Source organism: Methylobacterium sp. J-001, from assembly GCF_022829565.1.
Taxonomy (GTDB): Bacteria; Pseudomonadota; Alphaproteobacteria; order Rhizobiales; family Beijerinckiaceae; genus Methylobacterium.
Genome location: NZ_JAKSYN010000112.1, coordinates 1 through 23095, shown reverse-complemented (window position 1 = coordinate 23095; position 23095 = coordinate 1). Strand labels below are relative to the sequence as shown.

The window sequence follows — 23095 nt, the reverse complement described above, 5'->3', positions numbered from 1 at the left end:
TCGCCGGATCCACTGGCGAAAAAAATGGCCCCGGAAGCGCGCGAACGCCGCCGAGGCCTGGTCAGCCACAGGAGCATCCCCGTGACCGAACCGTGCACCCACCTTACCACCACGACCGCCCCGAACGGTAGCCTCGCCGCGTCCCTCGCCCAGGGAATTTCGCAGTACGCCGAGCGCTTCGAGGAGGCCTCGGTCCTTGAGATCGCGGCGGCCATGAGCGTCGAGGATCCCCACGCGGCGCGGTCGTTCCTCCTGGAGCGCACTGCCGAGCCGGCGTTCCCGATGCTGCGCAGGAGCGTCCTCGGTACGATCGAGCTCCGGATCGAGGCCGCCAAAGCCGCTGCGCGTGACCGCCTCCTCCTGGTGACCGGCGACGACGCGCCGGGCGGGAAGAACGACAAGGCGCGCGAGGCGATCTTCCGCCGGGACCCGGGCGCATTTCTGCCGGGCGCCGAGGTCAGCAAAGTCCGCCCGTTCGCCCGGGCCTTCTGGCACGTCCTGATCGACGGGAAGGACGTGCCCTGCGTCTACGTCTGCCGGGCCGCCGTCGTGAGCGACCTGCACGACATGGTCGAATGCCTGGCCGAGAACAGACAGTACGAGCGGGGCATCGTCATCGGTGCGCCCGAGACCGCACGGGACATCGCCGGCCTACTGCCCCCGAACATCGCCTTCGTGGCCGTACCCCTCGCCACCGACGGGAGGCGCGCGTGAACGCCATCGTCCGCATCCCGGCCGCGCCGGCGATCTCGATCTTCCGCTTCGACAACCACGACATCCGCGTCGTGGAGATCGACGGGCAGCCCTGGTTCGTCGGCGCCGACGTCTGCAAGGCCGCCCGCCTCTCGAACCCGTCCGTCTCGCTCAAGGCGCTCGACGAGGACGAGAGGGCTAAGATCTTCTTAGGGCATCCCCAGGGCGAGGTCCTGGTCATCACCGAGGGCGGTCTCTACACCCTGCTGATGCGCAGCCAGCGTGCCCTCGTGAAGGGCGCGACGGCATGGCGGTTCCGTCGGTGGGCGATGAACGAGGTCCTCCCCGAGATCCGGCGGACCGGTTCCTACGCCGTGGCACCCGCCCCGACGCCGGTCGCGATCCCCGAGGACCTCGACGAGAACAGGGTGCTGAGGAGGATGCTCCTGGCCCGGATGGATCGGGAGGACGCCCTCGTCGAGCGCCTCGTCATCACAGACCAGGAGCTCATCGACACCTCTCGCCAGCTCACCGCCTCGCAGCGGCAGGTACAGCGGGCCCTGCCGGCGGTGGAGTGCGTCGAGCGGTTCACCGAGAGCGAGGATCTCTACAGCCTCCAGGCCGGTGGCAAGGCCCTCGGGCAAAAGCCGAACAAGTTCATCGCTTGGCTGAAGGAGCGCGGCGACCTGTTGGATCTGAACAGGTCGAACCTCCCCCGGCAGGACCTCATCGACCGTGCCCCGTTCCGCGTCCGGATCGAGGAGTACGGCGGCAAGCCCCGTGCGACGCCAAAGATGACGTCGAAGGGCATCCTCCACTACGGACGCGAGCTCTGCGTCTCCGTCGACTGGCGGGCCGCACGGGAGCCCGACCTGTTCGACTGACACCCCTCAGACTCTGAGTGGTGACGAGGGGCCCGGGTGACCGGGCCCCTTTTTCGTGACTGAAATCTGGTGCAGCGAAATGGGAGCGAAGGCCGGTTCGGTATCATTGGCAACCCGGCCCGGGCACGCCTGCGCACGGTTTCGGCACGCTCTCAGCATATTTTCGCGCGTTTCAGTCCGCGCGATCGGCGTTACACCGCGAGCGAAATCCGGCCTCGCTCGTGGAGCGCGCTGCAGCACCCCCCGATCCAGGCGCTCGGTGGCCTACGGGCACGGCCCCCCGGACGGCCGCCGCCGGTACCGGACGCCGTCGTGCAGCAGCACGCCGCTGGGCAGGAGGCTGAGCTCCGCCTCGTAGGGGACCGGCCGGCCCCCGTTGCCGTAGCACCGGGAGGCCGTCACCCGGCCGCCTGAGATCCTCGCCCCGTGGCACTCCATCAGATCGATGCCGACCTCGCCGGGGGCGGGCCCGACGACGATGGCGGGGACGTCGGCCCCCTCGGGGCAGTAGAGGCCCGGGGCGGGCTGGTAGGGGTCCGCCCCGGCCGGGCCAGCGAGCAGGGCGAGGATGGCGAGCGCACGCATGTCAGATCTCCAGGACTAGGGACGGGTCGAAGGCGGGGTTCTCGCCCCGGCGGCCGCGCGGGTTCGCGAGGATGCGGGTCCCACCGATCCGGTAGTCGGCGGACCGGTGGATGTGCCCGTGGATCCAGAGATCCGGGGCGTGCTCCCCTTCGAGGACGCGGCTGCAGTCCGAGGCGTACGCGGCATCGATCGCCTGCAACGGACCCTGCCTGCCCAGCGACGCGGGATGCGGCGCATGGTGCGTGACGACGACGGTCGGGCCCGCGTGCGGCTCGGCTAGGGCGCGCTCGATCCGGCCGAGCTGGGCAACGTGCGCGGCCGCGGCCATCGGTGGCCGGAAAGCGTTCGTCTCGCCCGACGGGAGCCGCGTCCGGATCTGCCGATGATCCCGCATTCCGCCGACGCGGTCCCCGCACGTTGACTGCGCCAACACGCGGAACGGTTCGCCGAGGAGCTCATAGTCCGTCCAGAGCGTGGCCCCGACGAACCGCACGCCCTCGATGTCGAGGGTCTCCCCGACGGCGAGGATGTGAATGCCGGCGGCGGCCGCGGCCTCGCGCCCGCGTTCGAGTTCGCTCTGCCACCTCGACGCGTAGAAGTCGTGGTTCCCGGGGACGTAGATGACGCGCCGCACGAAGGGCACGACGCACGCCGCGAGCCAGGGGATGGACCTCCGCGTCAGGCCGTCGGCGACGTCGCCGGCGATGATCGCCACGTCGCACGGCGGGACGGCCGGGCCCTCCCAGCAGTCGGCGTCGTCGTGCACGTCACTGAAAATCCAGGCTCTCAGCATCCCACCCTCCCACGCACCACGCCGACCCGTCGGCCTCGAACCACACCTGCGCCGCCCGGGTGACCAGGAGGCCGTTCGTCCTAAATCCGGGACACCAGAGCCCGTACCGAAGCCGCTGCGCCGAGGGCGGCCGGTCCCCCTCGGCCACCGTGCCGGTCGCCCACGCGTGGACGTCCCGGGCCCCCGTCCGGAGGCACCGCAGCCTGCCCGCCTCCGACGCCCGGAGGACGACGTCGGCAAGCACGATCGCCGGCACGTGGCCGACGACCCGGCCGCCGACGCGCACGGACCAGAGCCGGCGCGTCAGGTTGCGGTAGACGTCACTTCTTCCCGGCGGCATGGGCGTCGCAGCAGGCCTTCGACCAGCCTCCGTGCCGGATCCGACCAGGCGCTCCGCACGTCTCGCAGATGAAGGCCGACAGGTGCTCTACGCAGTCAACTATAGTGTTGACTTCATTGCGCATCGCCTTCCTAGTCTTGCCTTCGATGGAGTAATACCATCGCGCTTGCGCAAACTTTTCCTTGGTCTGCGTCGTGCGGAATCCCGTCGCGCCGGCCTCGGAGATCAGGCTCGCGCCCGCTTCCCATAGCCACCGCCACCCGCCACCCGAGTACGGCCCGCCGTCCTCGAACGTCCTCGGGTGGCGCGCCCGCAGGGTGGCGTCCCAGTCGTCCGGGACGACGGCGCGGCCGGTCTGCCAGCGCAGGGCGAGGGTGCGCGCCAGGACGCGGAGGACGTCCTGCGCGGGGGGCGGCGCCACTGTCCTGCCGTTGTCCTGCCGGGGGAGCACGCTGCCGCCCGTCCACGTCACGAGGGGACCGTGCGGGGACGGGCTGACGCCGGTGGGTACAACGTCGACGTGCCCGGGATGCCGGCACACGGCGTCGTCGGCTATGACGCGGAATTCGTCGATGAGCATGGGGGTCTCCTGTCAGGATGCGGGGTGGGCAGAGGGGGGCCGCGCGCGGATTTCACGCCCTGTCTCCGCGCGTGCCCGGCAGGGCGTCGACGAGGCGGACGACGCCCTGGACGAGGCGGTCGACGTCGCAGGGCCCGAGGCGGCCGAGGGCCTGCGCCCGCCGCGCCAGGTGGAGTACAGACAGGCCTGAGAACTCGGCCTCCAAGCGGAGGTCGCTCGTCTCCCGGCGGGCGCGCAGGGAGAGGATCGCCTCGTCGAGGGAGGCGGCCGGGGCGGCATTCGGGCGTGCGTCGGACATGGAGGGTCTCCTTCAGTGATGAGGTGTCAGTGGCGACGGGCGAGGGTCTCGCGGCCGTCGAGAAGCGTCGTCACGGCGCGGCGGAGCGGGCGCAGGCTGCCCCCCTTCCACACGCGCGCCAGCAGATGCAGCTCGTCGCCGTCGAGGTCGGGGAGCCAGCCGGCGTCGAGGCCACGCTCGTCGCGGAGCTCGGCGACGAGGTTGGCCGCCGCGACGGGCAGGTCCTCGGCCTTGGGAAGGCCGACGTGCACGACGCGGAAGCGGTCCAGGAGGGGGCCGGGGACGGCTCCCGTCCCGTTGGCCGTCGCCAGGAACTGGGTGCCGCTCAGATCGGCGTTCGTTTCCAGATAGACCTCGTGGAAGGCGCGGCTCCCTACCGGCTCCAGCAGGGCGATCAGGGAGTCCGTGAGGCGCCCGTTCTCCGACCTCGTACCCGCCTTCTCGATCTCGTCGATGATGATTACGGGGTTGGCGACGCGGAGCCGCTGGATCGTCTGCAACGGGACGCTTGCGCGCCCCGTGCTCCACTGGCGCGAGGTTCCTCCGAACGCGGCGTCGGCGACGCCGGCGGCGTTGTAGAGGACGCACGGGATCCCGGCCGCCTCGCAGAACACCTGCAGGTAGCTCGTCTTCCCACTGCCCGGCGGCGACACCGCGAGAGTGTTCCGCAGCCGGGCTACACCCCCGTTGGCGAGGTCCCGCAGCAGCAGCGCGGTGAGGTCCGTGAACCACGGGAACCGCGCGTCGAGCAGCTTGCCGACGGCCACGACATCGACGCCATGGACGAGCGGCAGGGCCTCCCCGGCGAGCGTGTTGAACTCCGCGCGCGGCGTGGACCCCCGCGACGTCCGCGATGAGCCCGTGGTCTCGGAACCGGGTAGGTGGTCCAAGGCCCCCTTGGCTAGGACGACGAGCGTCGGGGTGGCGCGCGCCGCCCGGTCCCTCCAGCCTCCGTCGCCGAGGGGCCAGTCCAGCTGCGCCAGCGCGGCGAGGCCGTCCGCCTGCGCGTCGACCCAGTCCTTGGCGGTGCCGCCGGCGCCACCGCGGGCGAGGTCCTCCTCGATGCCGATCTGCCGGTGCGCCGCCGCGATGATCGCGAGCGTCTCGGCGAATCGGGCCACGTGGTTGTCGTACGGCGCCAGGCTGCTGGCCAGGTCCTCGGAAACGTACCCCGCCTCGTCCAGCTCCTCCGTGGCATCGCCGCAGTATCGAAGGGCGTTCCGCAGGGCGAGCCAAGCGGCGGCGTGATGCCCGTTGGAGGCCGACGCCAGCGCCAGGCGCAAGCAGATCGAGCTGCAGCACGCCGCCGCCTTGGCGGACCCCAGCGCCGCCTGTGCGAAAAGCAGGTCATCCGCCAGCAGCGCCGCGGCGTTCCGGCCCGCGTCCGACGTGGTCTCCGCGTTGGCGTGCCCGCGCAGCGCCGCCTCCACCTTCTGCAGGGAGGCGATGCTGACGTCCCGCCGGGTCTGCCCGAGCTGCCGGACTAGCGCGGCCGGGAGCCGGGGCTCCTCGCCGAGGAACCGGGCGAGAGCCAGGCCGGCGTCGACGCGGGCGTCGTACCGCACGTGCTCGCCGCCGAACGCCTTCGCACGCGGCCCGATGGGAGCCTCGGGCTGGCGGGGCCCCGTCAGGGCGGTGGAGTCGAGGAGCGTGGCACGGGCGGCCTGGACGGCAGCGGCGCGCGCCCGAGAGGCGTCGTCGGTCATGGGGATCTCGCTGGAACGGGAGTGCACGCGGGGCGCGCCGAGCAGGGCTCAGGCGGTCAGGCAGGGCATCCGTTTCGAGCGAGGGCAGATCATCGACGTCATCTCCGGTGTGACGCCGTTATGCGCCAAGCCGGCTCAGGGTGCAAGTTATGTGCAGCCGTTGCGGACCGAGTCGCGTTCCTAGGGTTAACCAAGCCCTAGCGCCGCCTTCAGCGCCGGGCTGCTATCGGCCTCCTCGTCCTGCGCGATGAGGTCGTCGAGGCTGGGCCGGCCCTGGTTGTACGTCGACAGCCGCAGGTCCAGCCCAAGCACATGGAGGCATCGCATCACGCGGTGCATCGATGGCTCCATGCTGTCACCGCGCTCGAAGCGGGACACCCACTCGACGCTGACGCCGGCCTTGGCCGCAAGGGCCCGCTGCGAGAGCCGGCGGTGGCGCCGCGCAAGGGCGAGGGACTCGCCAAGGTCGAAGATGCTCATGCCCTGAGCGTACCTGATCGGCATGCAAGGAACCCCCTGCGACTCAGCCGGCTGCGCGAATTTTCGGACGCCGTCCAGTGGAAATCTTCGATCCGTGGCAGACTCCCATTTGCACGGATTCGATGGGGGAAATGGGATGGCGCAGGTCAAGGGGCTGGGTGGCGAGGCGCCCAAGCGCCACGTCGCGATTGAGGACGACATCGCCGCGGTGCGGGCCGCCCTGCGCGAGGCCGAGGCCTGCACGGACCCCGACGACATCGACGGGATGACGCTCGTCCGGGCGCTCCGGGACAGCCTCGACGGCCTGCTCGCCGAGCAGCGCCGGGCGGCCGAGGCCAAGGCACGGAGGCCGGCATGACCAAGTCTGAGCGCGGCATCCGCCGACAGCTCCGGCGTTCAGGCCTGCCGGCACACGCCATCCCGCGGGCAGCCAGGCGCTTGGCGGCTCAAGCCGACTGCGACGCCTCGGCCGGTACGCTGGAGGCGCTGATCTCCCGCCGGACATGGCGGGAGGGAGATCCTGCGGCTGCGCATGCGGCCAGGTAGGGGGCGGCCATGGGGGCGGAATTCGCCCTCGGGATGCTCGACGCCGGCCGTTGGATCAGCGCCGGGCTGGGCCGTCTCCAGGCTCACGTGAACGGACGGAAGTCCTGAGCCATGCGCATCTACACCGAGACGCCCTTCCGCCTGGCGCCACCCCGGATGGCCGTGGTCCACCCTGAGATAGGGACCGCCTCCTCGCTGCTGGAGGCCCAGCGTGGGGCGTACGATCGCGACGTCGCTCTCATGCGGCACGGCATGCCACGGGAGCTCCTCCCGAACTTCTGGCGCCAGGTCCTGGAGAACCTGGCGACGAAGGAGGCCCGCACCGAGGCGATGCGCCCCTCGATCGGCAAGCCCCTGTCCCGACGCGCCCGGCGTCGCAACCGGGGACGCGTCCGGGTCGCGAAGAACGCCCTGATGCGGAGGTTCACCCCGTCGATGGAGTGGTCCTGGAATAAGAGGGACGCGGCATGACCGAGACAACGACCACCGAGGCAAAGATCGCCGCCGCTCGGGACGCCGTCGACAAGGCGGCCGCCCTGCTGCTCAACCAGGCTGAGGGCCTCGCCATGCTGGCGATGATGGCCCGTCACGCCGAGCGCCCGATGCCCCAGGCGATCGTCCTCAGGATTGTGGGAACGCGATGATCCGGAACTGGCCGGCCGAGCAGGCCTTCTGGTGGAGCGCCGTCGCCGCCGCCACGTTCGCCGGCCACCACGAGGCATTCCGACAGGCTCGCGACGATATGTGGCCGACCCGGCGGGAGGTCGTCCTGCGCGAGGCGGTCGAGGAACTGGTGGGACCGAACGGAGGACCCCCGCCCCCACTCTCGGCGATACCGGAGAAGGTTGGCGGTGTCCGCTTCGCGAGGCGCGTGCACGCGCAGGCCTGGCGGTCGCACCTCGCGGCCAACGCATCGCGGCTGACGCTGGTGAAGGTCACCCCGTGAGGCAGTCCACGATCGACGAGCTCGCCCGGGGGGCAACCCGGACGGTCGAGTGCATCATCGCCGCGGATCCCGGGGACGGCCCGGCCGAGCGGGAGTCCCGGATCCGGGACGCGCTCGCCCGGTGGATCGGGCACACCGTGGAGCGGGAGGCCCGCAACGACCGGCGCCGCGTGGGACGCAGGCAGGCCTAAGGACGGGAACCCTGGACGGGGCGTCGCCAGCCCGCGAGAGTGCCTCAACCTCGGGGGGCAGATGGCGAGACAGGACAAGCGCGCGCGGCTGAAATCGATCGTTACGGACGGGACGATGGCGATCCCGGAGGTCGAGGGAGAGTGGCACCACGACCCCTATCGAACCCTCTGGGTCGAGGTCTCGAACCTCAAGATGGGACAGGCCGTCTCCACGGACTACGGGACCATCAGCCGAACACCTCAGATCTCCGGGATGGCCACGATCCGGAGGGACACCGTCCGGCTCGCGGGATGGGGCGACACCTGCCGGGTCTTGCCCGTGACGATCCGGCCCGCCATCCCCCAGGAGGACGGCAACGGCTACACCCCGTTCACCAGCGTGCTCGGCTTCATCGCCGGTGACTGGGAGTTCAAGAGCGAGGATGCCTGGTTCCTGGAGTGCTGGATCCCCGAGATGGACATGGCCGCGATGCTCGCGGCCTACCGCGCTGGCGAGATGCCGTCGTTCCACCTCGGCGTGAAGCTCGATCTCTGGATCATGAAGGGCGACGAGCACACGCCGCCCGGCTACGGGGTCACCTGGTATCTGGCTCCCCACGCGGACCACGCGAGCGAGAGCCCAGAGGTGGCCCGCGGCACGGTCCGCCATCTCAGCTGGAGCGATGCGCCGCAGCCGAAGGTCGACGAGGATGATGGGGTGCCGGAACAGGGGCCGCCGCCTCAGGCTCCCGCGGATCCCGCCCCCAACCTGGATGCCGCCAACCTCACCGCAGCGATCGACCGCCTGCGCTCCACCGTTCTGCAGGTCGGCCTCGGCATCGGGGTCGCACTGGTGGTCAGCTGGTTCGTCTGACTGAGGGCCGAAACGTCGCGTCCAGGGATCGACTCCCGCACCAATTTGTTCTTCATTCGTTCTCATATGCGAATCAATGGAGGTCCTCGTGGACGAGATGGAGCGGGCCTACATGGAGGCCGCCGACGGCGACGCGAGGGACGCCCTGAGGCGGGCGCCTGGTGACGCCCTGATCGAGATGGCCGAGCTCTCGGGGCAGGTCTCCCGCGGCTTCGTGCGGGCCCAGCGGCCGGCGGACCTGGCGAGGAAGCTGGGTCCGGAGCGCCGGGCCCGGGAGGCCGCCCGCTCCGCCGGCTGACGGGCGGTTAACGGCTCGCCCGCATCATGCGGACATGCCCGACGCCAAACCCGAACCCATCATCGAGACCTTCACCCGGGTCGACGCTCCCCCCGGCGAGATCGTGTTCACGCCCCTGCCGGTTGGCGAGCTCGCCGGGCACGCGCTGTTCCTGGCGTCCCAGCTGTCGAACGTGAACCGGAAGCGCGTGGCCAAGGAGGCCTGCGCGGCCTGGGTCGCAACGTCGGATTGGTTCAGGCGGCAGACGCCGGACGCCCTCGTGGTGTGGTTCAAGCCCGGCCCCCCCGGGTACGACGGCGTGTACCTGACGCCCGAGAAGGGGGCCAAGAAGCTCAAGCCCGCCCCAGCCGTCATCCTGCTGCGCGACGGGGCCTACCGTCTCCTCGACAAGCGGGAGATCGCGGCCGCGGTCGGGCCGCTGCTGGAAGCCCAACCCGAGATCCTCGCGCCGCCGGATCCGGAGGACCTTGAGGATCTCGGCAGGCTCGCCCCCTGACGCAGGATTTAGCCGCCCGCGGGAATCCGGGTGGCCGGCGCCGAAATCCCTCGATCGGCTGAAAACCGTCCATGTGCGACAGCGCACACGAGGTCGGAAATTCCTGGCTTGGGACTGTCCATGGCGCGTGAGAGCGTCGGCCTGCGACCGAATGGCCGGCCCCGTTTCAATCGGGACCGCCGATCGCCTTCCACCCTGCCGGGCCCATCCCGAGCGGAGTTTTAGCCCGTTTCGGGACCAATTACGGGACCACACCCCCAGGAACGCAAAAGGCCACCCGAAGGTGGCCTCTGCTAACGCGCTGTAATCGCGTCCAAATCTGTCCGAGTGAATTGGAGCGGGCGAAGGGATTCGAACCCTCGACCCCAACCTTGGCAAGGTTGTGCTCTACCCCTGAGCTACACCCGCTCACTAGTGCCTGGCCGCCTGAACTTCCGCGCCGGCGGCCCCCGGCGGCGCTCTCTAAACACCATTCCGCCGGGCGACGCAAGCGTCCTTTTTGCGGTTCGTGACGATTCACCAATTCGGGTCCGGCGGGAGGCCCTGGCGGATCTCGCGCAGGCGGGCGCGTGTCGCCCGGGTGGTGCCCTCGGGGAGCGCATCGACGGGGAAGAAGTCGCAGGCTGCGATCTCGCGATCCGGGGTCTTGGCCCCGAGGACCGCGAAGGCCGGCAGCACGAACACCGCGACGTGGTCCCGGGGTGCGGCGGCGTTTCGGTAGAGCCCGTGGAGGCGCAGGGGTGCTTCGGCGACGATCTCCGCCTCCTCGCGGAACTCGCGCTCCATGGCGTCGCTGGCGGTCTCGCCGCGCTCGACGCCGCCGCCGGGCAGGTGCCAGCCGCCGACGTAGGTGTGGCGGACCAGGGCGACGCGGCCTTCGGCGTCGAGAGCCACGCCGCGCACGCCGAGGGTCATGCCCCGGGACGCGAGCGCCCCGAGGTGGAACAGGCGCCGCAGGAACGGCCGGTCGAGGAGCATGGTTGGCGCCGTCAGACGACGTCGAGGGTCATCTCACCCAGGCCGGCAATCGCCGCGACCATGCGCTCGCCGCGCTGGACCGGGCCGACGCCCGAGGGTGTCCCGGTGAAGATCAGATCGCCGGGCTGCAGGGTGAAGTACCGCGACAGGTAGGCGACCTGCTCGGCCACCGACCAGATCATGTCGGCGAGGTCGCCCTGCTGGCGAATCGCGCCGTTCACCGCGAGGGTGATCGACCCTCGCGCCGGATGGCCGATGGCCGAGGCCGGAAACAGGGCGCCGATCGGGCCGGAGCCGTCGGCCGCCTTGCCGAGATCCCACGGCCGCGAGAGTTTCTTGGCGTCGTCCTGAAGGTCGCGCCGGGTCATGTCGAGACCGATCGCGTAGCCGTAGACGTGGTCGAGGGCACTCTCCACCGGGATGTCGCTGCCGCCGCCGGCGAGAGCGGCCACCAGCTCGACCTCGAAATGGTAGTTCTGCGTCTGGGGCGGATAGGCGTGCGGCGCCGGCGCCGGCCCGACGATCTGCAGGGCGTCGGCGGGCTTCATGAAGAAGAACGGCGGCTCACGGTCGGGATCGGCCCCCATTTCGCGGGCATGGGCGGCGTAGTTGCGCCCGACGCAGTAGACCCGGCGGACGGGGAACAGGTCGCTGCTGCCGGCGATCGGCAGGGCGATGCGGGGCGGGTTCTGGATGACGGAGAGCATCGCAACCTCTGCGGTGGGGCGCCCTGATCCGGGCGCTTGGCCGTCCCGGGCGTGGGGTAGGGTTGTAAGGCGTGCGGGGGCCTGCGCCATCCCGGCGCTTGCACGGCCCGCGCCCTGGTCTACAAAATTTCGCTGATGATGCCGCCAGCCCTCACCCACGATACGCTGCTGAGCGCCCTGCGCGACGGGCTCGGCGCGCGGCACGTGCTGACCGAGCCGGCCGATCTCGCCCCCTACCTGTCCGAGAGCCGCAAGCTGTTCACCGGCTCGGCGCTCGCGGTTTTGCGCCCGGGCAGCACCGAGGAGGTCGCGTTCGCGGTCCGCGCCTGCACCCAGGCCGGCATCGCGGTGGTGCCGCTCGGCGGCAATACCGGGCTCACCGGGGCCGGGATCCCGCAGGGCGGCGTGGTCCTGTCGCTGGAGCGGATGAACCGCCTGCGCGCGCTCGATCCGGTGGATTCGACCATTACGGTCGAGGCCGGGATGATCCTCTCGGAGGTGCAGGATGCGGCCGAGCGGGCCGGCCTGCTGTTCCCGCTGTCCTACGCGTCGCGGGGCTCCGCCCGCATCGGCGGCGGCATCGCCACCAATGCCGGCGGCATCGCGGTGCTGGCCTACGGCAACGCGCGGGATCTCGTCCTCGGGCTGGAGGTGGTGCTGGCCGACGGGCGGGTGTGGAACGGGCTGAAGGCGCTCCGGAAGGACAATGCCGGCTACGACCTCAAGCAGCTGTTCATCGGCTCCGAGGGGACGCTGGGCATCGTCACCGCGGCGGTGCTGAAGCTGTTTCCGCGGCCCCGCTCCACCAGCGTCGCCTTCGTGGGCCTGGATTCGGCGCGCGCCGCCCTCGACCTCTTCGTGGCCCTGCGGACCCGGATGGACCGCGACCTCACGGCCTTCGAATACCTGCCGCCCTTCGCCCTGGAGATCGTGCTCCGCCACGTCCCTGGGACGGTCCGGCCGCTCTCCGGGGACCATGGAGCCTACGCGCTGATCGAGGTCTCCTCCGCGCGGCCCGACGCCGACACGCGGGCCGAGCTGGAAGCCGCCCTCGGCGATGCGCTGGAATCCGGGGTGATCGCGGACGCGACCATCGCGGCGAGCAGCGCCCAGAACACGGCGCTCTGGAGCCTGCGGGAGGGCGTGCCCGAGGCTCAGACCCGGGAGGGTGCCTCGATCAAGCATGACGTGTCGGTGCCGCTCTCCAAGCTGCCCGATTTCCTGGAGCGGGCCAGCGCGGCCTGCATCGCGGCGATGCCCGGCCTGCGCCCCTGCGGCTTCGGGCATTTCGGTGACGGCAACATCCACTTCAACCTGACCCAGCCGGCCGCCATGGACCGCGCGGCGTTCCTGGCGGAATGGGGCCGGTTCAACCGGATCGTCCACGACATCGTACACGCGCTCGGCGGCTCGATCGCGGCCGAGCATGGCGTCGGGCTGATCAAGCGCGACGAGCTCGCGCATTACGGCGACCCGGTCGGGCTCGACCTGATGCGCCGGGTGAAGGCGGCCCTCGACCCGGCGGACCGGATGAATCCCGGAAAAGTTCTTCCACATCCGAACCGGACGCCGCCGGCTGTGGCGTAGGGCGCCTGGTGGGGTCAGGTTTCGGCCTCGTCAAAACTCCGTCGGAGCAGCATTGGCCAGCTGCCAAACAGACCCGACAGCCGATAGGAATTCAACTTCACCGGCCTGCGCAACATCTGTGCGCAAGTGTCAGCCTCGCCCGGATCGTCACTTCATCGATCGAAATCGAGTTGAACGGAGTCGTGCGCGAAAATTGCCAAAACGCATGACAAGAGTGCCAGGATCAGCGCTCGTAACTATATTATATCAAAGACGTCGGCCGACAACGCAGCGGCAAAACTTTACGGTAGAGGTGCGCCTGAGTGATGTGCAAGGATCGTGATGCCCCCCTACGATGGCACTCATGATCGGAAGCACAGGCAAAGCATGCGTCACGGATCGGCGTGGTGTCGTTCAGACGATGTCAGTCAAACGATCGTCCACAGGCCCAATGCCAAAAAGGCCCGCACGATGAGCCACGAGCCGAGGCGCAGAAAGATTGTTCCTGCCCTGACCCAGCTCAAGCGCTTTTGCATTGGCGCTGTGTCTTCCATCAACCAGTGAGCATAGTCCAAGACGACTGGGCCCGCCAAGGACCGGAAACCATCATGGATGGCACTCAATAAACGACGTGGAAGCAGCTGTGCGAGTCAGCCACGTTCAGCGATCATAGATTCGGCAAAATTGACGAGCAGAGTCCGATTTGAGATCATGAAACTTGCCGGCATTTGCCTTTAATTCTTGATAGAATGCTATAATATTAATGAACATGAATTTTTTGACGATTACTCATAATATTTAGGAAATATATTTATGAAAAATAAGAACGCCTTCGCGATTTCTCTAGCCGTACTACTTTCTACGCCGTCGCCGTCTTTTGCCGACCCTCACAATGGTGAGCGCATTTTCTTGAATCGCTGCGCCATGTGTCACGGCAGGGACATGACAGGCACCGGACCTCTAGCCGATAAGAGCGATCCACCAACACCAAACCTTACGAAACCAGAATTCAAGAAGCGTCTCCACGATTATCCCGGTGTCATCGTATCGTCGATCATACTCCGCGCAAACGGCGATCTCATTCCCAGAACCCTGCGCGAAAATGGCGTGGCTCTGCCGGGCTTCGCATGGACAGTGAAGGATTTCCGCGACTTGAACGAATATATGATTAACGTCATCTCAAAGAGCAAATGATCAACCGCCGTCGACTTTTGGATTACCAATATATGGAACCAAATTTTGCGGAATAGAATAAAACTTTATCGGTCTCCAGCCAAATATTGACGTCGGATCGGGCAATGCTGCGATAGATTTCAAGGGCTTTCTTGCTTTCGGCAAAGCCATCGACACCCGCAAATCGAACCGTCGCCGACGCACGTTTCGCAGCGTCTGAGGTCAGCTATGCCGCAGACTCGGACGAGCGGGCCGCGCGCATCCAACATGAGACCCGGCAACAGACGATGGCGATCCTATCGCGGCTACCCGTACCCGCGTCGCCCTGTCGGGTCTGATGCGCGCCGAGCGGCGCCACGGCGTCTTCGAGAACGTCGTCGCCCATCACGAGCCTGGAGGACGCGGGCATGGTCGTGTTGGCGTCAGAGGCGCGCCAGCACAAGCACGGGCGGCGGATTGCGATCCCATGCTGTTGCGGAGCGGGCGCGCGCCCCGGGTTTACGCCTGCGACCAGGAGATGGGCTTCGTACCGGGCCTGCGGGTCGGGTTAGCGGCCTCGGCCGTCCCGCGATGCATCACCGCCTCGTCTCCAGCGCTGTCCTCAAGGGGGCGTCAGGCGTCCGGTTCGAGCCGTGCGTGCCACGGCACGTTTGGACACTGTCGATCACGTCTCGGAATGAGGCGATAAAATTTGTGCGGCGCGCCATAATTCGGCACGGCGGCGGGTGCAGGAGTTGCCGCAACGGCACGGTTCGTCGCCGCCGGGCTGGGCGTTAAGCGACTGCTAACGCTTCGGGCCGACCCTTATTACAGACACCGGGGACACCCGCGCCCGCCCAGGCATGGTCTTTGCTCAGGAACCATTCATCTCGCATGTGCGAGACAAATGATGAGCCGTCCACCGACAGACAGCCTTTTCCCTTTTCTGGAGACCGACGGAATGCCTACCTCCCAGGCCCGTGTGCAGACCACCGAGGCGAGCCGCTACCTGCAGCAGCTGTGCCGGCACTGGAGCCACAAGTTCAAGGTCGAGGCGACCCCCGAGCACGGCACCGTGCCGTTCGGTGAGGATCGCGTCTGCACCTTCGATGCCGAGCCCGACGCCCTGGTGATGCGCATCGACAGTGCCGACCCGGTGAACCTCACCCGGCTCGAGAACGTGGTCGCCGACCACCTCGCCCGTTTCGCCTTCCGCGAAAGCCTCGGCGACATCCGCTGGTCCCGCGCCGCCTGATTCTCGGGGTGATGGTGGCGATGCGCTGAAGCGCGCCGACCCGTCACGCTCGGGTGCGTTCGGAAACAGACCGGGCGGCCTCTTTCGTCCCTCGAAGATCCCACGGCCGTCTGCTGGCGTAGGCTTTGCAACCGGATCGGGCCGCGCGCAGTGGCGTCGGCAACCCCGGGATACGAGCGGACGACAGCATGAAGCGACGTACCCTGCTGCAAGGCGCCGGCGCCCTGATCGCGGGCGCGGTGGCACGCCCCGCCCTGGTGCGGGCGGCCTCGGACACCACGCTGCGCTTCGTGCCTTACGCCGATCTGGCGCTCCTCGATCCGATCATCACCACCAACTACGTCACGCGCACGCACGCGCTGATGGTGTTCGACACCCTCTACAGCCTCGACGCATCCTACCGCGCCCAACCGCAGATGGTGGCGGGCCACGACGTGTCGCCGGACGGGCTGACCTGGCGCCTGACCCTGCGGGATGGTTTGCGCTTCCACGACGGCACGCCGGTGCTCGCCCGCGACGTCGTCGCGAGCCTCAAGCGCTGGTCCCAGCGCGATGCTTTCGGGAGCGCTCTGTTCGCCACGGTGGACGAGCTCTCCGCCCCCTCCGACACGCTGGTACAGTTCCGGCTCAAGCGGCCGTTCCCGCTCCTGCCGGACGCCCTGGCGAAACCGACCTCCTACCTGCCGGTGATCATGCCGGAACGCCTCAGCGCGACGCCGGCCACCCAGGCCGTCTCGGAGATCGTCGGCAGCGGCCCCTACCGCTACGCGGCCGCCGAGCGGGTACCGGGCTCGCTCAACGTCTACCGCAAGTTCGAGGATTACCGACCGCGCCCGGACGGCAGCGCCAGCTTCACAGCCGGTCCCCGGATCGCGCATTTCGACCGGATCGAGTGGCGCACGATTCCCGACGGCGCCACCGCGGCCGGCGCTTTGCGCTCCGGCGAAATCGACTGGTGGGAGCAGCCCCTGGTCGATCTGGTGCCCGACCTGCTGCGCCAGAAGGATGTGCGCGTCGAGCTCGTGGAGAGCGCCGGGCTGATCGGCCAGATCCGCCTCAACCACACCCTGCCACCCTTCGACAATCCGAAGATCAGCCATGCGCTGCTATCGGCGGTGGACCAGACGGAGATGATGGACGCGGTGGCCGGCAGCGATCCGACGATCCGGCGCGGCCCGGTCGGCATCTTCACCGCCGGCGGCCCGATGGCGTCCGATGCCGGCATGGGCGTGCTTACCGGCAAGCGCGACCTCGCCGCCGCCAGGCGGGCGCTGGCGGAGGCCGGCTACAACGGCGAGAAAATCGTGCTGCTCGCCGGCACCGACGTGCCGCGGATCAACGCGGTCTGCGAGGTGATGGCCGATCTCTGCCGCAAGCTTGGGATGAATCTCGACGTGGTGGCCACCGATTGGGGCACGGTGAACCAGCGCATCCTCAGCGCGAAGCCCCTGGACCAGGGCGGCTGGTCGATGTTCGGCATCTTCTCCGGCGGCCTCGACATGATCTCGCCGGCCTTTCACCTGGCCGTCCGTGGCAACGGCCGCGCCGGCGTCCCGAGCTGGCTCACCGACGCGCCGCTCGAAGAGTTGCGCAGCGCCTGGTTCGCCGCCCCCGACCTCGACGGACAGAAGGCGCTGGTGGCCAAGATCCAGGCCCGCGCCCTGGAAGTCGGCGCCTACATTCCCTGCGGCCAGTATTTCCAGCCCACCGCTTACCGCCGCGACCTGGAGGGCATGCTGACCGGCCTGCCGATCTTCTGGAACCTCCGCCGGTCGGCCTGAGCGCTCAGCCGATCGCCATCAGGCTGGCATTGCCGCCTGCGGCCGCGGTGTTGATCGCGGTCGCGCGCTCCTCGACGAGGCCCGGCAGTGCGTAGAGGTCGCCGTTCGCGAGGGCCTCGGGTGTGCGGCCCTGGACCTGCCGGATCGGCCCAGGCCGCGCGGCCAGGACGCGATTCAGGGCCCGCAAGGCAGTCGTATCGCCCTCGAACAGCACCGCCTCCAGATCGCCGGCCCGTTCGAGATCGGCCGCCCGCGCGATCCGGGCGCCGAGGTCGGCCGGCAGGTCGCGGAGGCTATCGACGCCGGGGTCGGAGCCGATCACCACCGCGTGGTTGCCGGTTGCCAGGATCGCGCCGAGCTGGAGCAGCAGCCCGGTCTCCGTCGCCGCGACCGCCGCGACGCGTCCCCGCGGATGCAGCCCGTACAGGTTGCGCTCGCCGACCGGCCCGGCCAGCTCGACCTCGGCACGCTGCGGAAAGCGCTCGGCGGCGAGCCGATCCGCGAGCGGTCCGTGCCCGCGCGCGCGCAGCCAGTCGGCGTAGCGGCGGCTCAGATCCTCGTCGCCCGTCAGCCCGTCGAGGGCGGCGGCCGGCGGGCGCTTCAGCAGGCGGCCGAGATAGAGCGGGCCGCCGGCCTTCGGCCCGGTGCCGGACAGGCCGGATCCGCCGAACGGCTGCACGCCGACCACCGCACCGATGACGGTGCGATTCACGTAGCGGTTGCCGGCTGCAACGCGTGCGAGAACCCGGTCCGCGGTCTCGTCGATGCGGGTGTGGAGGCCGAAGGTGAGGCCGTAGCCGGTGGCATCGATGTCGGGCAGCAGCCGGTCGAGGTCCTGGCGGGCATAGCGCAGGACGTGCAGCACCGGCCCGAACACCTCGCGCTCGACATCGGCGACGCGGTCGATCGCGATGAGCGTCGGCGGCGCGAAGGCGCCGAAGGCCGCCGCGTCCGGGAGCGGAACCTGGTGAACCGCAAACCCGCGCGCACGCATCGCGGCGACATGCCCGTCGATGCGCTCGGCCGCGGCCCGGGTGATCACCGGGCCGACATCGACCGCCATCCCGCGCGGATCGCCGACCACCAATTCGCCCATGGCGCTCTGAAGCATCGCGAGTGTGCGGTCGGCGATCTCGTGCTGCAGGCACAGGATGCGCAGGGCCGAGCAGCGTTGGCCGGCGGAATCGAAGGCCGAGGCGATCACGTCGGCGACGACCTGCTCGGCGAGGGCGGAGGAATCGACCACCATGGCGTTCTGGCCGCCGGTCTCGGCGATGAGCGCGACGGGCTCGCCGTCCCGGGTCAGGCGCTCGGCGAGGCGGCCCTGGATGGTCTTGGCGACGGCGGTCGAGCCAGTGAACATCACCCCCTGCACCCGCGCGTCGCCGATGAGCGCCGCGCCGACCTCGCCCGGCCCGGGCAGGAATTGCAGCGCATCTTCCGGGACGCCGGCCGCGTGCAGCACCCGGATCGCCTCGGCGGCGATCAGCGGCGTCTCGCCGGCGGGCTTGGCCAGGACCGGATTGCCGGCGGCCAGCGCCGCCGCGACCTGCCCGACGAAGATCGCCAGGGGGAAATTCCAGGGTGCGATGCAGACCACCGGGCCCAGGGGGGCCTGCGTCCCGTCGAGCGTCCGCTCCGCCTCGGCCGCGTAGTAGCGCAGGAAATCAACCGCCTCGCGGACCTCCGCCACGGCGTTGGCGTAGGACTTTCCGGCCTCGCGCACGATCAGCCCGAGCAGCGCCGGCATCCGGGCTTCCAGGGCGTCGGAGGCCTTGCGCAGCGCGGCGGCGCGGGTCTTCGGCGCCGTCGCACCCCAGGCCTCGGCGGACGCGTCCGCCCGGGCGAGCGCAGCGTCGATCTCGGCGGGCGATGCGGCCCGGACCGTTCCAACGCGGTCCCGGTGGTCGGCCGGATTGCGGACCGGCGTGTCGGCCGAATCCGGGTCGGCCCCGGAGGGCACGGCCCGCCATTCCGTTCGGCCGCTCTCGGCCAGATGATCGGCGAGCCGCGCCAGCGCGGCCTCGTCGGCGAGGTCGAGGCCGGCGGCATTGGCGCGGCTCGGACCGTAGAGGTCGCGAGGCAGCGCGATGCGGGCGTGCGGTGCGCCCGGGATCGGCATTGCCGCGACCGCGGCGACCGGATCGGCGATCAGGTCCGCCACGGGCACGGAGGCGTCGCCGACGCGATTCACGAAGGAGGAGTTGGCGCCGTTCTCCAGGAGCCGCCGGACCAGATAGGCGAGCAGGGTCTCGTGGGTGCCGACAGGCGCGTAGATCCGACACGGCCGGCCGAGCTTGTCGGGACCGACAACCGCCTCGTAGAGCGGCTCGCCCATCCCGTGCAGGCACTGGAACTCGTACTGGCCGACCCAGAATTCCGGCCCCGCCATCTCGACGATGCTGGCGAGCGTCTGGGCGTTGTGGGTGGCGAATTGCGGGAAGACCGCGTCCGGTGCGGCCAGCAGCGTCCGCGCGCAAGCGAGGTAGGACACGTCGGTATGCAGCTTGCGGGTGAAGACCGGGAAGCCTTCGAGCCCGTCCACCTGCGCGCGCTTGATCTCGCTGTCCCAGTAGGCCCCCTTCACCAGGCGGATCATCAGCCGGCGCCGGCTGCGCCGGGCGAGGTCGACGAGCACGTCGATCGCGAACGGGCAGCGCTTGCCGTAGGCCTGCACGACGAAGCCGAGCCCGTCCCAGCCGGCGAGATCCGGATCGAAGGCCAGGGTTTCGAGGATGTCGAGGGACAGATCGAGCCGGTCCGCCTCCTCGGCGTCGATGTTGAGGCCGATGTCGTAGCGCCGGGCCAGGCGCGCCAGGCCGAGGACCCGGGGCGCCAGCTCGGCCATCACCCGCCCGCGCTGGGACCGGGTGTAGCGCGGATGGAGCGCCGACAGCTTGATCGAGATGCCGGGCCCCCGAAGGATCCCCCGCCCGGCCGAGGCCTCGCCGATGGCCCGGATCGCCTCTTCGTAGGATCGTAGATACCGCTCCGCATCCTCGGAGGTGAACGCCGCCTCGCCGAGCATGTCGTAGGAATAGGTGAACCCCTTCGCCTCCATGCGCTTCGCGTTGCGCAGGGCCTCGGCGATGTCGCGCCCGGTGACGAACTGCTCGCCCATCAGCCGCATGGCGAGGTCCACCGCCTTGCGGATCAGCGGCTCGCCGCCGCGCCCGATCAGACGGGTGAGCGCCGCCGAGAGGCCGGTCTCGCTACGCGTGGCCGCGAGCCTTCCGGTGACCAGCAGGCCCCAGGTCGCCGCATTCACGAAGGGCGACGGGCTGTGGCCGAGATGCGCCGCCCAGTCGCCGCCGGCGATCTTGTCCCGGATCAGCGCGTCGCGGGTGGCGGCATCGGGGATGCGCAGCAGCGCTTCCGCCAGACACATCAGCGCCACGCCCTCCTGGCTCGACAGAGCGTATTCGTGGATCAGCCCCTCGACGCCGCCGTGCCGGGTCTGGCGGCGCAGGGCCTCGATCAGGTGTCGGGCGGTCTCGGCGACGCGAGCGGCCGCCTCGGGCGGCAGGCGCGCGCGGTCGAGGAGCGGCGCGATACAGTCCGGCTCGGGCCGGCGGCAGGCGGCGACCATGGCAGCCCGGAGGGGCGACAGAGGGATGGTCTCCGCCGCGAAGGCTGCGAACGGATGGCCGCCCACGTCGACGGACGGGTGGGGATGGCCGGATCCGGACATGGTACGCCTCTCGGGGTTGCGCGACGGCTCACACCGTCACCCCAGGCTACATGGTCTGCCGTCCTTGTTCAGGCCTTGTCTGCCAATTCCCGAGCCGGGTGTAGCGCCGGTTAGCCGATCCTGCACGGCGCAGTAGGGGCGTCGTTCGGGACGCGTCCTACGGACGCTTGGCCTGCGCGGCCTCGATCGCATCGGTGAGCACGGTCTGGACGCCTTCGCGACGCAGCGTCGATGTCGGGATCACCACGGTGTCGGCGCAGGCTTGCACCACATGAGCCAGATCGAACTGGACGGCGAGCCCGCCCGCCTCGGCATCGGGCCATATGGTCATGGCGGGCGGTTCGCCGGAGACGGTCTCGGTCACCGCATCGCGGCACGCCTTATCGTCCGCGTTCGCCTTCGTCTTGCCGGTCTCGGGGCGGTAGGCCTTGAGGTACAGGGCGTGCAGCCGCTCGGACGACAGGGTCACCATCTTGGTCTCGTCGGCCTGGGTCGCCAGCGCGACCTTGCCGGTCAGCGCGGGTGGCAGCAGCGTCGTCCAATCCACCGGCGTGCCGGTGGTGAGATCGTAGACGATCACCGTCGTGCCGGTGTTCGGATGGGCACCGCCGCAATAGGTACCGTCGTTGATCTCGAAGCTGAGGAAGCGGGGACCGTGCATGGCCGTGCGGACGCCCCGCTCCCACGAACTGTTCGCACCGCCCTCGGCCTTGCAGCTCTTCGCCGCCTTGCGGACCTGTGCGTCGAGGCGCCTGAGCGCGGCATTGATCCGCCGCTCCGCATCGTCGACCGGGTCGACGATCTGCGGAAAGGCGTCGATGCCCGGTCCGACCTGAGCCGCCTGCATCTGCACGATCCGGTCGGCGGCGTTCGCCGGCACACCGGTGGCGACGAGCAAGACCCCGAACGCCGCAAGCCGAAGACGCACCTTCATCGATCGCTCCCACGCATCCCACGCGCCCCATTTGCGGCGTCTCGGACCGCCAAATCCCGATCCGATCCTGCCTCAGGACCGCCTTCGCGACGCTCAATCCGTCACAGGCCGCCGATCTAACGGATCGGCGGAGAACGCCATGTCTCGCAGCGCACGGCAGACCGGACGCGCAACGGTGGGGCCGGGACGAACCGTGTTCGACGAGCGCCCGTCGGAGGCCGCCCCTGCCGATGCATACGCCCGCCATGGTACAGGGCCAGCCATGACCGCGATCCTGATCTACGGCGCCACCGGATACACCGGCACGCTGCTCGCCGAACACGCGCGTACGCAAGGCCTGCATCCGGTCCTGGCCGGGCGCGATCCCGACAAGCTCCGGCCACTGGCCGCCCGCCTCGGGCTCGATTGGCGCGCCGCGCCCCTCGATGATCCGGGCCGGCTGCGCGCGATGCTCGCCGGCATCGCCGCGGTGATCCACGCGGCCGGACCGTTCTCCAAGACGGCCCAACCCATGGCCGAGGCCTGCCTCGCCGCGGGGGCGCATTACGTCGACATCACCGGCGAGATCGACGTGCTCGAATCACTGGCCGCCCGGGATGCGGACGCGAAGGCCGCCGGCATCGTCCTTCTCCCGGCAGCCGGGTTCGACGTGGTGCCGAGCGATTGCCTCGCCGCCCATGTGGCGAACCGGCTGCCCGGCGCCACGCATCTGCGGATCTCCATCGGCGGCTTCGGCGGCTTCAGCCGGGGGACGGCCCGCACCATGGTCGAGGGCATCGCCTGGGGGACGCGGATCCGCCGAGACGGCCATATCGTCGAATTGCCGAGCCCGCCCCGCGGCAGCGCCGATTTCGGCCGTGGCGCCCGGCGCACCGTGGGGCTCGGTTGGGGCGACGTCTCGAGCGCGTGGTACTCGACGCGGGTGCCCAACATCGAGGTCTATTTCGAGGCCTTCCCGGCCATGGCCGCAGCCGCGGGCCTGCCGGCCGGCCTGCGCCGGATCATCGCCGGCGGGACCGCGCAGCGGCTGATCAACCGCGGCATCGACCGACTGCCGCCGGGACCCTCCGAGACGGCGCGGGCGACGGCGCGCAGCACCTTCCTGGCCGAGGCCTGGGACGGGTCCGGTCATCGCGCGGCAAGCCGCATGGAGACCCCCGAGGGCTACACGCTGACGGTCCTGACCGCGCTTGAGACCGCCCGGCGTGTCGCGTCGGGCGCGGTGCCGGCCGGGTTCCACACGCCCGTCACCGCCTTCGGACCGGATTTTATTTTGGGGTTTCCGAACGTCGTGCGGACGGATCTCTGATCCTCCCGTCATTGCGAGCGCAGCGAAGCAACC

General features: G+C 69.8%; 26 protein-coding genes and 1 tRNA gene. 15 read left to right on the top strand and 12 right to left on the bottom strand.

The window, feature by feature from the left end:
• Positions 1-81: 81 nt before the first annotated feature.
• Both MKK65_RS31365 and MKK65_RS12260 read left to right on the top strand, forming a co-directional pair.
• Entirely contained in the window at positions 82-714 is a 633-nt protein-coding gene (locus MKK65_RS31365) for a hypothetical protein (protein ID WP_162240219.1), read from the top strand.
• Positions 711-1577, top strand: a complete 867-nt coding sequence (locus tag MKK65_RS12260) for a BRO family protein (RefSeq protein ID WP_187275331.1) — start codon at positions 711-713, stop codon at positions 1575-1577. The genes MKK65_RS31365 and MKK65_RS12260 overlap by 4 nt, the downstream gene beginning before the upstream one ends.
• A 264-nt stretch (positions 1578-1841) precedes the next feature.
• Here MKK65_RS12260 and MKK65_RS12255 read toward each other — a convergent pair whose 3' ends face one another.
• From MKK65_RS12255 to MKK65_RS12225, 7 genes are all read right to left on the bottom strand, one after another.
• A complete protein-coding gene (locus MKK65_RS12255) occupies positions 1842-2162 on the bottom strand; it encodes a hypothetical protein (RefSeq protein ID WP_147840854.1) in 321 nt (106 codons plus the stop codon).
• A 1-nt stretch (position 2163) separates the two neighbouring features.
• Complete coding sequence (locus tag MKK65_RS12250; protein WP_147840855.1) at positions 2164-2955, bottom strand: metallophosphoesterase; 792 nt, start codon at positions 2953-2955, stop codon at positions 2164-2166.
• Complete coding sequence (locus MKK65_RS12245) at positions 2930-3295, bottom strand: hypothetical protein (RefSeq protein WP_147840856.1); 366 nt, start codon at positions 3293-3295, stop codon at positions 2930-2932. Before MKK65_RS12245 ends, MKK65_RS12250 begins: the two co-directional genes overlap by 26 nt.
• On the bottom strand, positions 3276-3875 hold the full coding sequence (locus MKK65_RS12240; protein WP_147840857.1) for a hypothetical protein: 600 nt from the start codon (positions 3873-3875) through the stop codon (positions 3276-3278). The genes MKK65_RS12245 and MKK65_RS12240 overlap by 20 nt, the downstream gene beginning before the upstream one ends.
• Positions 3876-3927: 52 nt before the next feature.
• Positions 3928-4173, bottom strand: a complete 246-nt coding sequence (locus MKK65_RS12235; RefSeq protein ID WP_147840858.1) for a hypothetical protein — start codon at positions 4171-4173, stop codon at positions 3928-3930.
• Positions 4174-4199: 26 nt separating this feature from the next.
• Entirely contained in the window at positions 4200-5879 is a 1680-nt protein-coding gene (locus MKK65_RS12230) for an AAA family ATPase (protein ID WP_147840859.1), read from the bottom strand.
• 186 nt (positions 5880-6065) lie between these two features.
• The gene (locus tag MKK65_RS12225) at positions 6066-6359 is read right to left on the bottom strand and encodes a helix-turn-helix domain-containing protein (protein WP_187275333.1); all 294 of its coding nucleotides are present in this window, start codon (positions 6357-6359) and stop codon (positions 6066-6068) included.
• Positions 6360-6495: 136 nt separating this feature from the next.
• Between MKK65_RS12225 and MKK65_RS12220 the strand changes: the two genes are divergently transcribed.
• From MKK65_RS12220 to MKK65_RS12185, 8 genes are all read left to right on the top strand, one after another.
• Positions 6496-6717 carry a hypothetical protein gene (locus tag MKK65_RS12220; protein WP_243957982.1) on the top strand — a complete coding sequence of 74 codons (222 nt, stop codon included), beginning with the start codon at positions 6496-6498 and terminating at the stop codon, positions 6715-6717.
• Between the two features lie 299 nt (positions 6718-7016).
• Complete coding sequence (locus MKK65_RS12215) at positions 7017-7376, top strand: hypothetical protein (protein WP_147840861.1); 360 nt, start codon at positions 7017-7019, stop codon at positions 7374-7376.
• The gene (locus tag MKK65_RS12210) at positions 7373-7549 is read left to right on the top strand and encodes a hypothetical protein (protein WP_187275334.1); all 177 of its coding nucleotides are present in this window, start codon (positions 7373-7375) and stop codon (positions 7547-7549) included. The genes MKK65_RS12215 and MKK65_RS12210 overlap by 4 nt, the downstream gene beginning before the upstream one ends.
• Positions 7546-7851 carry a hypothetical protein gene (locus MKK65_RS12205; RefSeq protein WP_147840862.1) on the top strand — a complete coding sequence of 102 codons (306 nt, stop codon included), beginning with the start codon at positions 7546-7548 and terminating at the stop codon, positions 7849-7851. The genes MKK65_RS12210 and MKK65_RS12205 overlap by 4 nt, the downstream gene beginning before the upstream one ends.
• Positions 7848-8042 carry a hypothetical protein gene (locus tag MKK65_RS12200; RefSeq protein WP_147840863.1) on the top strand — a complete coding sequence of 65 codons (195 nt, stop codon included), beginning with the start codon at positions 7848-7850 and terminating at the stop codon, positions 8040-8042. Before MKK65_RS12205 ends, MKK65_RS12200 begins: the two co-directional genes overlap by 4 nt.
• 61 nt (positions 8043-8103) lie before the next feature.
• Positions 8104-8895 (top strand): hypothetical protein, encoded by a 792-nt coding sequence (locus MKK65_RS12195; RefSeq protein WP_147840864.1) that lies wholly within the window; start codon positions 8104-8106, stop codon positions 8893-8895.
• A gap of 97 nt (positions 8896-8992) precedes the next feature.
• The gene (locus MKK65_RS12190; protein ID WP_243925038.1) at positions 8993-9193 is read left to right on the top strand and encodes a hypothetical protein; all 201 of its coding nucleotides are present in this window, start codon (positions 8993-8995) and stop codon (positions 9191-9193) included.
• Between the two features lie 34 nt (positions 9194-9227).
• A complete protein-coding gene (locus MKK65_RS12185) occupies positions 9228-9689 on the top strand; it encodes a hypothetical protein (RefSeq protein WP_147840866.1) in 462 nt (153 codons plus the stop codon).
• A 333-nt stretch (positions 9690-10022) separates the two neighbouring features.
• Here the strand turns inward: MKK65_RS12185 and MKK65_RS12180 are convergent.
• The 3 genes from MKK65_RS12180 to MKK65_RS12170 form a co-directional block, all read right to left on the bottom strand.
• Positions 10023-10097: transfer RNA gene (locus MKK65_RS12180), tRNA-Gly, on the bottom strand.
• Positions 10098-10205: 108 nt separating this feature from the next.
• Positions 10206-10667 (bottom strand): NUDIX domain-containing protein, encoded by a 462-nt coding sequence (locus tag MKK65_RS12175; RefSeq protein WP_243957981.1) that lies wholly within the window; start codon positions 10665-10667, stop codon positions 10206-10208.
• An 11-nt stretch (positions 10668-10678) separates the two neighbouring features.
• Entirely contained in the window at positions 10679-11374 is a 696-nt protein-coding gene (locus MKK65_RS12170) for a fumarylacetoacetate hydrolase family protein (RefSeq protein ID WP_243957979.1), read from the bottom strand.
• Positions 11375-11512: 138 nt separating this feature from the next.
• On the opposite strand from MKK65_RS12170, the gene MKK65_RS12165 reads away from it, so the two are divergent.
• From MKK65_RS12165 to MKK65_RS12150, 4 genes are all read left to right on the top strand, one after another.
• Complete coding sequence (locus MKK65_RS12165; RefSeq protein ID WP_243957990.1) at positions 11513-12961, top strand: FAD-binding oxidoreductase; 1449 nt, start codon at positions 11513-11515, stop codon at positions 12959-12961.
• 792 nt (positions 12962-13753) lie between these two features.
• Positions 13754-14134 carry a cytochrome c gene (locus tag MKK65_RS12160; RefSeq protein WP_243957977.1) on the top strand — a complete coding sequence of 127 codons (381 nt, stop codon included), beginning with the start codon at positions 13754-13756 and terminating at the stop codon, positions 14132-14134.
• A gap of 919 nt (positions 14135-15053) precedes the next feature.
• Positions 15054-15347, top strand: a complete 294-nt coding sequence (locus MKK65_RS12155) for a DUF2218 domain-containing protein (protein ID WP_058192738.1) — start codon at positions 15054-15056, stop codon at positions 15345-15347.
• A gap of 188 nt (positions 15348-15535) precedes the next feature.
• Complete coding sequence (locus MKK65_RS12150; RefSeq protein ID WP_243957975.1) at positions 15536-17128, top strand: ABC transporter substrate-binding protein; 1593 nt, start codon at positions 15536-15538, stop codon at positions 17126-17128.
• Positions 17129-17132: 4 nt separating this feature from the next.
• Here the strand turns inward: MKK65_RS12150 and putA are convergent, their stop codons facing one another.
• Both putA and MKK65_RS12140 read right to left on the bottom strand, forming a co-directional pair.
• The gene (putA, locus tag MKK65_RS12145) at positions 17133-20819 is read right to left on the bottom strand and encodes a trifunctional transcriptional regulator/proline dehydrogenase/L-glutamate gamma-semialdehyde dehydrogenase (protein ID WP_243957974.1); all 3687 of its coding nucleotides are present in this window, start codon (positions 20817-20819) and stop codon (positions 17133-17135) included.
• A 157-nt stretch (positions 20820-20976) separates the two neighbouring features.
• Positions 20977-21753 carry a DUF4163 domain-containing protein gene (locus MKK65_RS12140; protein ID WP_243957973.1) on the bottom strand — a complete coding sequence of 259 codons (777 nt, stop codon included), beginning with the start codon at positions 21751-21753 and terminating at the stop codon, positions 20977-20979.
• A 139-nt stretch (positions 21754-21892) separates the two neighbouring features.
• Here MKK65_RS12140 and MKK65_RS12135 point away from each other — a divergent pair, with 139 nt between their 5' ends.
• Positions 21893-23062, top strand: a complete 1170-nt coding sequence (locus MKK65_RS12135) for a saccharopine dehydrogenase family protein (protein ID WP_243957972.1) — start codon at positions 21893-21895, stop codon at positions 23060-23062.
• The last annotated feature ends 33 nt before the right edge of the window (positions 23063-23095 follow it).